Below are 15,570 nucleotides of genomic sequence, written 5' to 3' on the forward strand. Positions count from 1 at the left end.
CGTGAACGAACTCACGCCGAGGGAGTGGAAAGTCCGCTTCGCCGACAATCCGCTCCGATCAGACATTGAGCGTGGGGGCAACTGCGCTGCGGTTTGAACGCTTACCGAACAGTCGCGGCAACGCGCGCTAACATGGCTGCCGAATTGCATTGTATTCCGCAGGAGACGGGCCGCTTGCGGCGAAAGCAGGCTTGCCGAGCGCCGGGGCTCCGGCGAGCCTGGGCCCGTGAACAGGAGAGATTCAATATGGCCACGCATGATGCCTTGATCCGCGTCACCGAGCGCATCCGGGAACGGAGCGCCACGAGCCGTGCCGATTACCTGCGCCATCGGCGTGCGGCGGCCGAGGCGGGCGCCACCCGGCATCAGATTTCCTGTACCAATCTGGCGCATGCATTCGCGGCCTCGGAGCCGGATGACAAGGATTCGCTGCGCGGCGCGCAATGGCCGAATCTGGCGATCGTCTCGGCGTACAACGACATGCTGTCGGCCCATCAGCCGCTGGAGCGGTTTCCGGAGCTGATCAAGCAGGCCGCCCGCAAGGCCGGGGCAGTGGCGCAGTTCGCCGGCGGTGTCCCGGCGATGTGCGACGGCGTGACTCAGGGCCAGTCCGGCATGGAACTGTCGCTGTTCTCGCGCGACGTGATTGCGATGGCCACGGCTGTGTCCTTGTCGCACAACGTGTTCGATGGCGTGCTGTGCCTGGGCGTCTGCGACAAGATCGTGCCGGGTCTGCTGATCGGCGCTTTGCAGTTTGGACATCTTCCGACGATTTTCGTACCAGGCGGGCCGATGACTTCGGGGCTGTCCAATCCCGAGAAGTCGCGTATCCGCCAGCTCTATACCGAAGGCAAGGTGAGCCGGGCTGAGTTGCTGGACGCGGAGATGAAGTCCTATCACGGTCCGGGTACCTGCACGTTCTACGGCACGGCCAACAGCAACCAGATGCTGATGGAGATGATGGGGCTGCATCTGCCGGGCGCGGCCTTCGTCAATCCGAATACGCCGCTGCGGGATGCGCTGACCGCCGCCGCAGCGCAGCGCTGCGCTGCGATTACCGCTTTGGGCGATCAGTACATTCCAATGCACGAAGTGATTGACGAGCGGGCGATCGTCAACGGCATCGTCGGGCTGCTGGCGACGGGCGGCTCCACCAATCACACGATCCATCTGGTGGCGGTGGCCGGCGCCGCCGGCATCGTCATCGACTGGAGCGACTTCGACGAGCTGTCGGCGGTGGTGCCGCTGCTGGCGCGGGTTTATCCGAACGGCAGCGCTGACGTGAATCATTTTCACGCGGCCGGCGGCATGGGCTTTCTGGTTCGCGAATTGTTGCAGGCCGGACTCGTGCACCCGGACGTGAACACGGTGATGGGACCAGGGCTGGAGCACTACACGCGCGAGCCGTTCCTCAAGGACGGCGAGCTGATCTGGCGGGCAGCGCCCGATCTCAGTCGCGACACCGAGGTGCTGCGCGGTACGGCTGAACCGTTTTCTAGGGACGGTGGCCTGCGTCTGCTCAGCGGCAACCTCGGACGTGGCGTGATCAAGGTTTCCGCGGTCAAGCCGGAACATCGCAAGGTGTCGGCGCCGGCGGTGGTGTTCGACGATCAGAACGATTTGCTCACGGCGTTCAAGAACGGCGAACTGAATCGGGACTTCGTGGCGGTGGTGCGCTTCCAGGGGCCGCGCGCCAACGGCATGCCGGAACTGCACAAGCTGACGCCGGCATTGGGCGTGCTGCAGGACCAGGGCCATCATGTGGCCCTGGTCACGGATGGCCGTATGTCCGGTGCCTCCGGCAAGGTGCCGGCGGCGATTCACCTCACGCCGGAATGTCTGGGCGGCGGCCCCTTGGCGCGTGTCCGCAACGGCGACATGATCCACCTGGATGCGGAGCGCGGCCGCCTCGATGTCGACGTGGCAGCCAGTGATTTTCTGCAGCGCGAGGTCGCCATTCCCGAACTGACACAGAACGCCTGGGGCATGGGGCGCGAGCTGTTTGCCAGTTTCCGGGCCGTGGCCACCGGGGCGGAGCAGGGTGCGGTCAGTTTCGGCCCGGCGCCCGAACCGACCGGCGCCCCGGTCGGCGTCGAGTCCACTGTCACGTCCTGATTCAGGATCGGAGAATGTCGAAATGAATGCCCGAGAACTCCTTGCGGTTCAGCCGGTGATCCCGGTGATGGTGATCGACGATCTGGATACGGCGGTGCCGCTGGCGCGTGCGCTGGTCGACGGCGGCGTGCGCCTGTTGGAGATCACGATGCGCACGCCGGCGGCCCTTGAGGCGACGCGGCGTATTGTTGAAGAAGTACCGAACGCGATCGTCGGCGTCGGAACCCTGACGACGATCGCCGACATTGCCCTGGCGATCGAAGCCGGGGCCAGTTTCGGCGTCAGCCCGGGCGCGACCCCAGCCTTGCTGGCGGCGGCGCGCGATGCTGGATTGCCCTTGCTGCCCGGTGTGATGACGCCTTCTGACATCCTCAGCGGCCTGGCCGAGGGCTACGACACCTTCAAGTTCTTCCCGGCGCAGCAGGCGGGTGGCATGGCCATGCTCAAGGCTTTTCACGGCCCATTCCCGGATCTGGTGTTTTGCCCAACCGGTGGCATCGATGTGTCTACCGCGCCGCAGTTCCTGGCCCTGCCGAACGTGGCCTGTGTGGGCGGCTCCTGGCTGGCGCCGAAGTCAGCGGTGCAGGCTCGCGACTGGCCAGCGATCACGCGTCTGGCAGCGGAAACGCAGGCTTTGCGAAGAAGCTGAGCGGCTGAGCGCGCGCGGCGCCCTCAGGTTTCGCGCGCGGCATCCAATTCGAGCTGGTGCGCGACGCCGATCAGCCCCGGATACCGGGAATGAATCACGTAGACCGGGATCGGCGCCAGGTATTCGCGGAACCGCCCTTTGTTCTCGAAGCGGTTGCGAAAGCCCGATTGCGCGAAGTACTCGCCCAGTTTCGGGACGATGCCACCGCCCACGTAAACACCGCCGCGGGCGCCCAGCGTCAGCGCCAGGTCGGATGCGACCGTGCCCAACATTTCGCAGAAGGTGCGCAAGCTTGAGGCGCACATCGGACAGTCGTCCGCGAGACCGCGGCGACTGATATCGGCCGCGGACAGCGGTTCGGGTTCCTGCCCGTTGAGTGCGCAAATGGTTTGGTAGAGCGCCTGCATGCCCGGGCCGGACAGAACCCGCTCTGCCGAGATATGGGTTCCGCCGTCTCTCATCATGCCCAGCAGTGTGGCTTCGCGTTCGTCAAAAGCTGGCAGCGTGACATGACCCCCTTCGCCGTTGATCGGAACCGGTTTGCCGTCGACCATGAACAGGCCGGAGACGCCCAGCCCGGTGCCGGCGCCGAGCAGCGCAAGTGGGGCGTCCTGCGCCGGCTTGTCGCCGCCCAGTTGCCGCAGTTCCTCGCGTGGAAGCACCGGCAGCGACAAGGCCAGTGCCGTGAAATCGTTGTGCAGCCACAGACGGTCCAGACCGACCGCCTTGCGCAGGGCTTCAATGGAAAAGGCCCAGTGGTGATTGGTCATCTTCACGTGGTCGCCCGTCACCGGGGTGGCGATACCGAACGCCCCCCAGCGCGGCCGCACGCCGTCCACGCCGTCCAGAAAATGAAGGATCGCGGCTTCCAGCGTTTCGAAGTTGGCGGTGGGCAGCACTTGTGGCGTACCGAAGCTTTCGCCGGGCGCTTGAATCAGCGCGAAGCGCGCATTGGTGCCACCGATGTCTCCGATCAGGCGCGGGTAGGTCTCGGTTATCGCAGTGGAGGTCATGCTCAGGCCTGTTGGAGTCGGTGCGAAACGGGTTCGGACTATACGGGATGGGCGATTCCGTCAATGTTACCAGCGACTCAATGAGCCCAAGCTTGATCATGAGGTCTTGATCACCACGGCTTTTGATTGACCCGCGCATACCCGCGCCCGGATAATCCGCCCGCACTTCGTCGGGGTGTGGCGCAGCCTGGTAGCGCATCTGCTTTGGGAGCAGAGGGTCGCAGGTTCGAATCCTGTCGCCCCGACCATTTATTTGAGTGACTTGCGCCTTGGTGCGAGTCGCGGCCACGTTCGCGGTATCGACATCCCGCAGTTTCGGGCGCCGATGTATTGGTGTCCATCGGTGTGGGAGCGGCGATCGCGGGATCTCGGGGCAGACCTGAGGCCGGGTGATATGTTTCGGTGGCGAACGTCTCCCGAATCAGTAGCGATGGGGCCATCAGCTGCGCGGTCCGGGGGGGCTTGGCCGGTTCCGGTTCTGGAAGCAGCGCGCTGTGCCTATAATCACGCGCCCGCCGGCGCCCGACCGGGTGCACCGCCGCCCAACTTCCTTCTGTCTTCCGACGAATCGTTTTCGAACCCGTGCCAGCCCAGCTTATCGACGGTCGCGCCGTCGCCGCCACTATCCATGAACGCGTTCGGCTTGCCATCGCCGCTCGTGTCGAATCCGGTTTGCGAGCACCGGCGCTGGCCACGGTGCTGGTCGGCGCGGATCCGGCATCTCAGGTGTACGTGCGCAACAAGCGCCAGGCCTGCGCGAAGCTTGGCATTCGCTCGGTGCCCTGCGAACTGCCGGTCAGCGTGTCCCAGGTCGAACTGCTGGCCGAACTCGACCGGCTCAATGCGGACGATTCGATCGACGGCATTCTGGTACAGCTGCCATTGCCGAAGCACCTTGAAGCCAACGCGTTGATCGAGCGCATCCGTCCGGACAAGGATGTGGATGGATTCCATCCGTACAACATCGGTCGCCTCGTGCAGCGCAATCCTGCGCTGCGGCCGTGCACCCCTTTGGGCATCATAGAGCTGCTCAAATCGGTCGGAGAGACCTTCTATGGCCGCCGCGCCGTGGTCGTCGGTGCCTCGAACATCGTCGGACGGCCGATGGCGTTGGAGCTGCTGTTGGCCGGCGTGACGGTGACTGTGGCGCACCGATTCACGCACGATCTCGAGCATTTCGTACGCGACGCCGACATCGTGGTGGTCGCGGTCGGCAAGCCGGGGCTGGTCCGCGGGGAATGGGTACGCGAAGGCGCGACCGTGATCGATGTGGGCATGAACCGTCTGGAGGACGGCAGTCTGGTCGGGGATTGCGAATTCGAGGCGGCACGCCGCCGCGCCGCCTTCATTACGCCCGTGCCCGGCGGGGTGGGGCCGATGACGGTGGCGATGCTGATGCAGAACACGCTGGTCGCCGCAGAACGGCGGCAGGCCTAGATCAGGCATTGTCGCTTGAATATTAGTATTTGAATTACTGTCGTCCATTGGTGGAATTTGCAGGCGGGGAAGCTTTGAAGCTTTCCTGAAATCGCAGCCCGTCAGTTCGAGGAAGGCTAGCGGACACTTGCCAAGGAATTGACGATCCGCTCATCGCGATGGTACCGCGCTTGTTGCGGTGCAGAGCGGCGTTCATAATTCGCCGGCATCAAGATCGTCGGCACCCATCCGCATCGGAGCGGGTGCCACCGGTCAAAAAGCGGATTGGCCGCAGCGGCTTGGTGTTTTTGGACTATTCGGTGCGGGGGCGAATCTCGGGTCCACGGCGGCAAAGCAGGCGTCCTGCTGACATGTTCGGGCGTCAGGCTCCTATAAAAATGACCAATGCCAAGATTTCCTAGGGGGACAAAATCGATGAGGCAAGCGCTGCTGGGGATCGCCTCCATCGCGTTGTCCGGCTCTGCGTGGGCGACCACCAGTTTGAGCGAGGCGCTGGATCAGGCCTTGCAGTACGCGCCGGCGGTCGTCTCATCCGAGGCGCAGTTTCTGGCCGACCGCGAGCTGGCCGAGCAGGAGCGTTCCAACCGGCGGCCCAGCATTTCGGCGATCGGCGGTGCGGCCTACGCACACACCGAATCGGATGGCGTGTTCGGCGGCTCCGAAGATGACTATCCAAGTTGGTCGGCGAGCCTGCAGTTGCGCCAACCATTGTTCCGTCTGGACTGGTCGGCTCAGGGCGACCGGGCCACGGCCTACGAGGCTCAGGCGCAGGCCAGCTACGACGAGCGCACGCTGGCGATCATGTCTGAGGTGGCGACGGCCTATTTCGATGTTCTGCTGGCGGAAGACGGACTGAATCTGGCGCAAAGTGAAGCCGCTGCGATTCGTGAGGCCTTCGAAGACACGCAAAAGCGTCATGACGTGGAACTCGTGCCCGGAACCGACCTGCGCGAGGCCCAGGCCCGCGATGATTTGGCGCAGGCGCGTTTGATCACGGCGAAGCGCGCACTGGAGACGGCGCGTGATGCGCTCGAAACCTTGACCGGTGAGCGCGTCGAAGCCTTGCCCCGGCTGTCGGCCGAGACTGAATTTCCGGCGTTGCAGCCGATGGAGCTGGAGCCCTGGAGGGAACGCGCCCTGGCGACGAGTCCGGCGCTGCGCGGTCAGCGCGAATCGGTCACGATTGCGCGGACCAACCTTAAATCCTCGAAGGCCGCCCGTGCCCCGACGGTGGATATGGTCGCTTCGGCGGGCCGCGACGACAGCAGTGAATACGACTTCGGCCAGACCCAGGACGATGCGCGAATCGGTGTCGAACTCAATGTTCCGATCTATGCGGGCGGCATCAACGCCAGCCAGATCCGGCAGGCGGACGCGCGTTATCGCGCCGCGCAGGCAGAATTGCGACGCTTGGAGTTGAGCATCCGGCAGGAGGTACGCCGCCTGTTCGGCGATGTCGAAACCGGCTACGTGGAAGCGAAGGCCTATGTTCGTGCACTGGATTCGGCGCGGGTGGCGGAGACCGCCACTCAGAACGGCTACGATGCCGGCACCCGTACGATCACCGACGTGCTGGAAGCGCGATCCTCCGTGGTCGAGGCTCAGCGCAACCTCAACCAGACGCGCTATCAGCTGCTGCTGAACATACTGCAACTCAAGCAGGTGGTCGGTGTACTCAGGCGCCAGGATTTCGTCGAGGTCGACCGTCTGCTGGTCAACAACACGCCATCGCCGTAAGGCATCGCGGCAGAACATGAATCGAAAGGTGTATCAGACATGACCAAGCGGATGATCATCATGCTGACGATCGTCGTCGTGCTGTTCGGCGGGTTGTTCGCATTGAAGTTCGTGATTGGCAAGGGGGTGCAGGAATTCTTCGACAACATGCAGCAGCCGCCGGTGACGATCACCACGGCGCGTGCTGAGAGAGCAATCTGGCCCAACGAGCTGACCGCGGTGGGAACGATCGTGGCGGTCAATGGCATCAACGTGACCACCGAGGTCGCAGGCCAGGTCAAGTCGATCGCCTTCGAGTCCGGCGCGCAGGTCAAGGCCGGGCAGGTGCTGGTGCAGCTCGACGTCAGTTCAGAGTCCGCGTCGCTGGAAAACCTGCGCGCGCAGTCCAAACTCAGCGAAACCAGCCTCAAGCGTATAGAGCGGCTCTACAAACTGGATACGCTCTCCAAATCCGATCTGGAGCAGGCTCAGGCGACGCATGACTCGGCGCAGGCCCAGGTGCGTGCCCAGCAGGCGATGATCGACAAGAAGACCATCCGGGCGCCGTTCGACGGTGAACTCGGCATCCGCCGCATCAATCTCGGTGAGTATCTCGATCCGGGCGCGGCGATCGTGCCGCTGCAGTCGCTGGACCCGGTGTATGTGGACTTCACGATGCCGGAACGTTACCTGTCCCAGCTTCAGGCCGGATACGAGGTGACCGTCCGCATCGACGCCTTCGAAGACATGAGCTTCACCGGCAAGGTCGTCGCCATCGAGCCGCAGGTGGACGTGTCGACGCGCAATTTCAAGCTGCGCGCGCGGCTGCCGAATCCGGACGGCCGGCTGCGTCCAGGCGCCTTCGCCGATGTCGCGGTCACATTGCCGGGGCAGAACCAGGTGATCGAGCTGCCCAAGAACGCGATCGCCTACAGCCCCTACGGAAACACGGTTTACATCGTGCAGGCGAAGTCGGGCCAGTCAGCCGGGGAGGGCGATGAACCCGTGCCCGAAGACGTTTTCACGGTGCGTGAACGTTTCGTCAAGACCGGTGAGGCACGTGGCGACTTCATCGCCGTGACGGATGGACTTGAGGGTGGGGAAGAGGTGGCCGCCACCGGGCTGTTCCGCCTGCACAGTGGCTCTGCGGTCAAGATCGACAACAGCGACAAGCCGGAGCCCACGCTCACGCCTGATCCCGCAGATTCCTGAGGCCGCATCCGTCATGGCCTTTACCGATACCTTCATCAAGCGGCCGGTCCTGGCGACAGTCGTCAGTCTGGTGATTCTGCTGCTGGGCCTGCGCTCGGCAACCGATCTGAGCGTGCGGCAGTTCCCGGAAATCCAGAACGCGCAGATTTCGATCACCACGACCTATGTCGGCGCCGACGCCGATCTGGTCGAAGGCTTCATCACGACACCGCTGGAACGTGAAATCGCCTCGGCGGAAGGCATCGACTATCTGGTGTCTTCGAGTCGTCAGAGCGTCAGCACGATCAACGCCTACCTTCGTCTGGACACCGATCCGGGCGAAGCGTTGACGCAGATTTCCACCAAGGTCAACAAGCTGCGCAACGAGCTGCCTGAAGGCTCGGAGGACCCGGTCGTGCAGTTGGCGGAAAGCGCTGACACGGCGTCCATGTACCTGTCGTTCTACAGCGACGTGCTGGCCGAAAACGAGGTGACCGACTACGTGTTGCGTGTGGTCGAACCGCAGTTGACCACCCTGGAAGGAATTCAACGCGCCAATGTGCTCAGTTCCCGCCAGTTCGCGATGCGAATCTGGCTGCAGCCGCAACGTCTTGCCGCCTTCAACCTGACGGCGGGTGATGTGCGCCAGGCGCTGCAGACCAACAACTTTCTGGCGGCTGTTGGCCAGACCAAGGGCAGCTACGTCCAGGTCAATCTGACGGCCAATACCGATCTGCGCACTGCGGAGGAATTCCGCCAGCTCGCGATTCGCTCGGACGGCAGTTCCATCGTGCGACTGGGCGATGTCGCACGCGTCGAACTCGGCGCCGAGGACCACAACACGCTCTCGTTCTGGAACGGAGATCGCGCCACCTTCATCGGTATTGAGGTGGCGCCCGACGCCAACGTGCTCGATGTGATGAAGCGCGTACGCGATGTGTGGCCAAGCATCGTCGATCAGCTTCCGGAAGGGATGAGCGGCACGGTCGCCTACGACGCAACCGAGTACATCGAAGACGCGATTGACGAGGTGATCAGCACACTGATCGAAGCGGTGCTGATCGTGGTGATCGTGATCTACCTTTTCCTGGGCTCGATTCGCAGCGTCCTGATCCCGGCCGTAACGGTGCCGCTGTCGCTGGTCGGGACTCTGTTCATGATGTTGCTGTTCGGCTTCTCGATCAATTTGCTGACGCTGCTGGCGATGGTCCTGGCGATCGGCATGGTGGTGGACGACGCGATCATCGTTCTGGAGAACGTGTATCGGCATGTCGAAGACGGCATGAAGCCGTTCGATGCGGCGATCAAGGGCGCGCGCGAATTGGTGGGGCCGATCGTGGCAATGACGATCACCCTGGTCGCGGTGTACCTGCCGATCGGCTTTCTGGGAGGGCTCACGGGCAAGCTGTTCACCGAATTCGCGTTCACGCTCGCCGGCAGCGTGTTGCTGTCCGGCGTGGTGGCGCTGACCTTGTCACCGATGATGTGCGCCAAGCTGCTCAAGGCGCGGCGGCCGGAAGAGGAGCAAAAGGGCTTTGCCGCCTTCCTCGACCGCAATTTCGAGCGCCTGCGGTTGCGCTATCGCAGTTCAGTGTCGAGCATGCTCGATACCAAGATCGTCGTCGCGATATTCGGTGCCGTCGTCTTGGTGTCTTGCTACTTCCTGTTCGTGTCGGCGCCGTCGGAGTTGGCACCGGCCGAGGACAGCGGGTTCGCGGTGTCGGTGATGGAAACCGACCCGTTTGCCACGATCGACTACTTCGGAAAGTACGCGCAGGACTGGAGCGAGCGGCTGAAGCAGCAACCGGCCATTGACCGCTTCTTCATGGTCACCGGCTTCGGGGGGATGAACAACAACTCCGGATTCACCGGCATCATGCTCAAGTCGTACGATCAGCGTGATGTGTCAACGACCGACCTGGTCAACAACGCGCTGCAGGTGGCGGGCAGCCAGGTTCCCGGCATGCAGGTGCAGACCTTTCAGCCGCCGTCGCTGCCGACCGCAGGGCAGGGCATTCCGATCGAGTTCGTGATCGGCACCACGCAGTCGCAGCGAGTTCTCTACGATGTGGTGCAGGACGTATTGAGCAAGGCGCGCGAGAGCCGCAAGTTCATATTCATCGATTCGAACCTCAAGTACGACCGTCCACAGACGCGCGTGGAAATCGACCGCGACAAGGCGGCGGCCCTGGGTCTGGACATGACACAGATCGGTGGCGATCTGGCGAGCCTGCTGTCCGGCGGTTACGTCAATCGCTTTTCGATGGAGAATCGCAGCTACAAGGTGATTCCGCAGGTCGAGCGTGCCAAGCGTCTGAATTCCGATCAGCTCGAGGACTACTACACGCGGGCGCGTGACGGCTCCCTGGTGCCGCTATCCACCTTCGCCACCTTGAGCCATTCCGTACAGCCGCAGGTGCTGAATCGGTTTCAACAGCTCAATGCGGCAACGGTGTCCGGCATGCAACGCCCCGGCATCGCGATCGGTGATGCGATTGCGACGCTGGAGCAGATCGCGCGCGAGACGATCCCGTCCGGTTTTTCGATCGACTATGCTGGTCAGTCGCGTCAGTTCAAGAACGAGGGTTCGGCCTTGCTGCTGACCTTCGCCTTCGCGATCATCATCATCTACCTGGTGCTCGCGGCGCAGTTCGAATCATTCCGCGATCCGGTCATCATGTTGGTGACGGTGCCGATGTCGATTTGCGGCGCGCTGATCTTCATCAATTTGTTGGGCCTTTTCTGGGTGCCGGGCGCGTCGATCAATATCTACACGCAGGTGGGCCTGGTGACGCTGATCGGCGTGATCGCCAAGCATGGCATCCTGATCGTGGAGTTCGCCAACCAGCTTCAGGTGCAAGGCTACGACAAGCGCAAGGCGATCGAGGAAGCCGCTTCGATTCGTCTGCGACCGATTCTGATGACCACGGCCGCGCTGGTGATCGCGATGGTGCCGCTGCTGATCGCCAGCGGTGCCGGAGGCGTGTCGCGCTTCGCGATGGGACTGACGATTGCCAGTGGCATGACCGTAGGCACCCTGTTCACGCTGTACGTGGTGCCGACGATGTACATGTATCTGGGCAGCGATCACAGTGCAGCTGAAGCTTGAGTGGCTTGCCGGCATCCATTGTTAAGGTGCGGGTGATGGTATCGGCTCTGCGATAAGCGCAAACGTTCCGCCATTACCGGCGCGCGCTGTCACGCGGTGGGTGCCCATCATTCCGGGACCCCGCCTTTCTGGAACCCGGAATTCACGCGAGGTCTCGGGCCGCTAAGTGGATTCCGAATCAGGTCCGCAGCCGTCCGGAACGACGGCAATGGAGTGCACTGCAACCGACCCGGGCGAGAACCCAAAAAGAAGCCCCGCCGGGACGGGGCTTCCCACATCATCAGGACGAACTATTCGCCGAGAATTTTCAGCTCGACACGCCGATTGAGCTCGCGTCCCTCGTCGCTGTCGTTGTCGGCAATCGGTGAGGACTCGCCATGACCTGCCGTGCTCATGCGGGCCTCGTCGACACCGCGTCCGGTCAGGTACTCCTTGACGGCGATCGCCCGCTGTTCGGAGAGCTTCTGGTTGTAGCTGTCGCTGCCACGGCTGTCGGTGTGTCCGCCGATCTCGACCTCCATGTCCGATTGCGACAGCAGGGTGTCGGCCACGCCATCGAGAATCACCTTCGCGTTGGCGGTGAGGCGCGCTTCGTCGAATTCGAAGGTGACACCGCGCAGCACCACGACATCGCCGCTGGCACAGCCGCTTTCGTCCACCGGTTCGCCGGGGAACGGTGCGCGGCAGCTGCTCAGGGCGCAGCCGGTCTCGTTGACGACGGTGCCCGGCGGGGTGTCCGGACACTGGTCGATGCGGTCGACCACGCCATCGCCATCCGAATCGAGTTCGCAACCATAGTCGTCCACGAGGGCGCCCTTGGGCGTGTTCGGGCACTTGTCGGTGTCGTTGGGAACGCCGTCGCCATCGCTGTCGACGTCGACCACCTGAACCGGTTCGGGTGCGGGCTCTTCCACATCCGGATAGTGGCCGAGCGGAAACTGCAGGCCGATATTGAAGACGCCGTCATAGAAGGCATTGTCGCCGCCACGGCCGGCAAACTCGTTTTCGTGCGAATCCATGCGGTAGCGCGCCTCGACGCGCAAAGACGCGCCATTGAGGTCGTTTCCCAGCGAAAACAGGTAGCCAAGACCGGCGTCGCCCACAGTGCTGTCGTAGTTGTGATTGCAGCTGGCCAGGCCGGTTTGAATTTCGCACGGTGCGTCGTCGGTCTGGCCGTAGTAGGCCGCGATGATGCCGTACAGCCCGGGCAGGCTCCGCATCGGGAACACCATGGCGCCGAGGCCGATGCCCTTGAAGTCGGCCTTGTCGGTATTGCCGGACACGTCGTAGTCCGACTCGAAGGAGTTGAAGAAGCCGGTGAGTTCGACGTTGAGACCGTAGGTCAGCGGTATGCCGAAGCTGAGCTGTGCGCCGAGTCCATCTTCGGTGAGACGATCACCATCGGCGACCGCGTACGAGAACATCGGTGCCACGTAGGCGCGCTGGTCGCGATCGGCCTGTGCCGGCGAGGCGACCAGGGCCGCGAGCATGCTCGCGGCCAGAATGAATTTTGTGTATGAGCCTGCCCAGGACTGCATTTGTCCTTTTTTCATAGCCTCTCCCGTGAGCGTTTGCGCCTGGCGTTTGCCAGCCGGAACTATAGCAGCGCCGCCGGCTTGCATTACACTGCGCGCCCCGTAAATCCTAGACCGTCGGACTGGGTCCGTCGTGACATTACGAGCGTTCCATGGAAATCAACCCGATCAAGAGTGAGATTACGGCCCTGCAGGAGCGCTTTGCGCAACTGCGGGGCTATCTTTGAGTACGACCTGAAGCGTGACCGGCTCGTCGAAGTCGATGCGGAACTTGAGCAACCCGATGTGTGGAGCGACCCCGAACGCGCGCAGGCGCTCGGCAAGGAACGCGCACGCCTGGTGGGCATCGTCGAGCCGATCAACCAGGCCGCCGGCGGCCTGAGCGATGCGGCCGAGCTGTTGGCGATGGCCGCGGCGGAAAACGACGAGGCGACCGTCGAGGAGGTGGCGCGAGATGTCGCCCACTATCGCAAGCAGGCCGACGATCTCGAATTCCGGCGCATGTTTTCCGGCGAGATGGACGAGGCCAATGCGTATGTCGACATCCAGTCCGGTTCCGGCGGCACCGAGGCGCAGGACTGGGCTGACATGCTGCTGCGCATGTATCTGCGCTGGGCCGACGATCATGAATTCAAGGTCGAAGTGCTGGAACGCTCGGACGGTGAAGTCGCGGGGCTCAAGAGCGCGGCGCTGTTTATCGAGGGGCCGTATGCCTATGGCTGGTTGCGCACCGAATCCGGCGTGCATCGCCTGGTCCGCAAGTCGCCGTTCGATTCGGGTGCACGTCGGCACACCTCGTTTGCCGGGGTCTACGTGTCTCCGGAAGTCGACGACAGCATCGATATCGAAATCAACCCGGCGGATCTAAGAGTCGATACCTATCGTTCATCCGGCGCTGGCGGCCAGCACGTCAACAAGACCGAATCGGCGATCCGCATCACCCACGGCCCCACCGGCATTGTCGTGGCCTGTCAGACCGAACGCTCCCAGCACCAGAACCGCGATCGCGCGATGAAGATGCTGAAGGCAAAAATGTTCGAGCAGGAGATGCAGAAGCGCAACGCCGAAAAGCAGCGCATCGAAGACGCCAAGACCGACATCGAGTGGGGTTATCAGATCCGTTCCTACGTGCTCGACCAGTCGCGCATCAAGGATCTGCGAACCGGACTGGAAATTTCAGATACGCAGCGCGTGCTCGACGGCGACCTCGACCGTTTCATTGAGGAAAGTCTCAAGCAGGGCCTGTAAGACTCGTGGAAAATTTCCGCAAAACGACGCAGACATGACCGACGACACCAAGCCGCAAGACGAAAACTTTCTGATCGCCCAGCGCCGCGACAAGCTGGACAAGCTGCGCGCAGAAGGGCGGGCCTATCCGAACGGCTATCGCCGCGACGCCACGGCGGACTACCTGCATGGCGCCTACGGCGAGTGCTCGGCCGAGGCCCTGGAGGCGGGTGCGTACAGCTTCGCGATCGCCGGCCGCCTGATGGCCAAGCGCATCATGGGCAAGGCCAGTTTCGCCTCCGTTCAGGACGGATCGGGCCGCATACAGGCCTTCCTGCAGCGCGACCTGCTGGGCCAGGAGATCTACGCGGACTTCAAGACCTGGGACATCGGCGACATCATCGGCGTGCGCGGCAGCCTCATGAAAACCAGGACCGGCGAGCTGTCCGTGCGTGCCGAGTCGATCGAACTGCTGAGCAAGAACCTGCGCCCGCTACCCGAGAAATGGGCCGGCCTGACCGATACCGAAACCCGTTATCGCCAGCGCTACGTCGACCTGATCATCAATCCGGAGGTCCGCGAGACTTTCGTCAAGCGTAGCCAGATCGTGCGTTTCATCCGCCAGTTCATGGATGCGCTTGGTTTCCTCGAAGTGGAAACGCCGATGTTGCAGCCGATTCCCGGTGGTGCCACGGCACGTCCGTTCATGACACATCACAACGCGCTCGATCGCGACCTGTACCTGCGCATCGCGCCGGAGCTCTATCTCAAGCGGCTGATCGTGGGCGGTCTGGAACGGGTCTACGAAATCAATCGAAATTTCCGCAACGAGGGCATGTCGATCCGGCACAACCCCGAGTTCACGATGCTCGAGTTCTACCAGGCCTATGCGGACTTTCGCGAGTTGATGGACCTGATCGAGAACATGGTGCGAGATGTGGCGCTGAGCGTCTGCGGCAGTGCCAAGCTGAGCTGCCAGGGGCGCGAGTACGATCTGGCGACGCCGTTTCTGCGTTTGTCGATGAAGGACGCGGTGATGCGCTTCAACCCGGAGCTGGACGCGGATCGGCTTGAGGAGCGCGGTTATCTCGCCGATGTGGCCCAGCGCCTCGGCCTTGAGGTCAAGGCCGGCCATGGCTTCGGCAAGCTGTTGACGGAAATCTTCGAAAAGACCGTCGAGTCCAAGCTCATGGACCCGACTTTCATCACCGAATATCCGGCCGAGGTGTCACCGTTGGCACGCCGCAATGACGAGCAACCCTCGATCACCGACCGATTCGAATTCTTCATCGGCGGACGGGAATTGGCCAATGGATTTTCCGAGCTGAACGACCCCGACGATCAGGCCGCACGATTCCGCGAGCAGGTCGATGCCAAGGATGCCGGCGACGATGAAGCGATGTTCTACGACGCCGACTACGTGCGCGCCCTGGAATACGGCATGGCGCCGACCGCCGGCGCGGGCCTGGGCATCGACCGGCTGGTAATGTTCCTCACCGACAGTCCCTCGATCCGCGACGTGCTGCTGTTCCCGCAGATGCGGCCCGAAAGCTGAGAACAGAGATAACGAAAGCCTCG

The 15,570-nt window shown here is 62.9% G+C and carries 10 protein-coding genes and 1 tRNA gene; 9 read left to right on the top strand and 2 right to left on the bottom strand.

Going from position 1 to position 15,570, the window contains the following annotated elements; all coding sequences use genetic code 11:
- Positions 1-246: 246 nt before the first annotated feature.
- Both edd and eda read left to right on the top strand, forming a co-directional pair.
- Entirely contained in the window at positions 247-2,115 is a 1,869-nt protein-coding gene (gene edd / locus RM530_RS14780) for a phosphogluconate dehydratase (RefSeq protein ID WP_311366026.1), read from the top strand.
- A 22-nt stretch (positions 2,116-2,137) separates the two neighbouring features.
- Positions 2,138-2,764 (top strand): bifunctional 4-hydroxy-2-oxoglutarate aldolase/2-dehydro-3-deoxy-phosphogluconate aldolase, encoded by a 627-nt coding sequence (gene eda / locus RM530_RS14785; protein ID WP_311366027.1) that lies wholly within the window; start codon positions 2,138-2,140, stop codon positions 2,762-2,764.
- Between the two features lie 23 nt (positions 2,765-2,787).
- Here the strand turns inward: eda and RM530_RS14790 are convergent, their stop codons facing one another.
- The gene (locus RM530_RS14790; RefSeq protein WP_311366028.1) at positions 2,788-3,777 is read right to left on the bottom strand and encodes a glucokinase; all 990 of its coding nucleotides are present in this window, start codon (positions 3,775-3,777) and stop codon (positions 2,788-2,790) included.
- A 171-nt stretch (positions 3,778-3,948) separates the two neighbouring features.
- Here RM530_RS14790 and RM530_RS14795 point away from each other — a divergent pair.
- From RM530_RS14795 to RM530_RS14815, 5 genes are all read left to right on the top strand, one after another.
- Positions 3,949-4,025 (top strand) — tRNA-Pro (locus RM530_RS14795).
- A 334-nt stretch (positions 4,026-4,359) separates the two neighbouring features.
- A complete protein-coding gene (gene folD / locus RM530_RS14800; protein WP_311366029.1) occupies positions 4,360-5,214 on the top strand; it encodes a bifunctional methylenetetrahydrofolate dehydrogenase/methenyltetrahydrofolate cyclohydrolase FolD in 855 nt (284 codons plus the stop codon).
- Positions 5,215-5,628: 414 nt separating this feature from the next.
- Entirely contained in the window at positions 5,629-6,951 is a 1,323-nt protein-coding gene (locus tag RM530_RS14805) for a TolC family outer membrane protein (RefSeq protein WP_311366030.1), read from the top strand.
- Positions 6,952-6,990: 39 nt separating this feature from the next.
- Positions 6,991-8,142 carry an efflux RND transporter periplasmic adaptor subunit gene (locus RM530_RS14810; protein ID WP_311366031.1) on the top strand — a complete coding sequence of 384 codons (1,152 nt, stop codon included), beginning with the start codon at positions 6,991-6,993 and terminating at the stop codon, positions 8,140-8,142.
- A 13-nt stretch (positions 8,143-8,155) separates the two neighbouring features.
- The gene (locus tag RM530_RS14815) at positions 8,156-11,230 is read left to right on the top strand and encodes an efflux RND transporter permease subunit (RefSeq protein WP_311366032.1); all 3,075 of its coding nucleotides are present in this window, start codon (positions 8,156-8,158) and stop codon (positions 11,228-11,230) included.
- A 290-nt stretch (positions 11,231-11,520) separates the two neighbouring features.
- Here the strand turns inward: RM530_RS14815 and RM530_RS14820 are convergent, their stop codons facing one another.
- A complete protein-coding gene (locus RM530_RS14820; RefSeq protein WP_311366033.1) occupies positions 11,521-12,720 on the bottom strand; it encodes an OmpA family protein in 1,200 nt (399 codons plus the stop codon).
- 197 nt (positions 12,721-12,917) lie between these two features.
- On the opposite strand from RM530_RS14820, the gene prfB reads away from it, so the two are divergent.
- Together prfB and lysS are read left to right on the top strand one after the other, a co-directional pair.
- Positions 12,918-14,013 (top strand): peptide chain release factor 2 gene (gene prfB / locus RM530_RS14825; RefSeq protein ID WP_311366034.1). Its coding sequence is split into 2 segments (ribosomal slippage): positions 12,918-12,989 and positions 12,991-14,013, totalling 1,095 coding nucleotides; the frame shifts between segments, so codons are not numbered across the junction.
- A gap of 34 nt (positions 14,014-14,047) precedes the next feature.
- Entirely contained in the window at positions 14,048-15,547 is a 1,500-nt protein-coding gene (lysS, locus tag RM530_RS14830; RefSeq protein ID WP_311366035.1) for a lysine--tRNA ligase, read from the top strand.
- Positions 15,548-15,570 lie beyond the last annotated feature (23 nt).

It is taken from the genome of Banduia mediterranea, assembly GCF_031846245.1.
Classification (GTDB): Bacteria; Pseudomonadota; Gammaproteobacteria; order Nevskiales; family Nevskiaceae; genus Banduia; species Banduia mediterranea.

Bases quoted from the DNA above. Each gene is read 5' to 3' on its own strand.
- edd (WP_311366026.1), top strand. From the start codon at position 247: ATGGCCACGCATGATGCCTTGATCCGCGTCACCGAGCGCATCCGGGAA.
- eda (WP_311366027.1), top strand. From the start codon at position 2,138: ATGAATGCCCGAGAACTCCTTGCGGTTCAGCCGGTGATCCCGGTGATG.
- RM530_RS14790 (WP_311366028.1), bottom strand. From the start codon at position 3,777: ATGACCTCCACTGCGATAACCGAGACCTACCCGCGCCTGATCGGAGAC.
- RM530_RS14805 (WP_311366030.1), top strand. From the start codon at position 5,629: ATGAGGCAAGCGCTGCTGGGGATCGCCTCCATCGCGTTGTCCGGCTCT.
- RM530_RS14810 (WP_311366031.1), top strand. From the start codon at position 6,991: ATGACCAAGCGGATGATCATCATGCTGACGATCGTCGTCGTGCTGTTC.
- RM530_RS14815 (WP_311366032.1), top strand. From the start codon at position 8,156: ATGGCCTTTACCGATACCTTCATCAAGCGGCCGGTCCTGGCGACAGTC.
- RM530_RS14820 (WP_311366033.1), bottom strand. From the start codon at position 12,720: ATGCTCGCGGCCCTGGTCGCCTCGCCGGCACAGGCCGATCGCGACCAG.
- lysS (WP_311366035.1), top strand. From the start codon at position 14,048: ATGACCGACGACACCAAGCCGCAAGACGAAAACTTTCTGATCGCCCAG.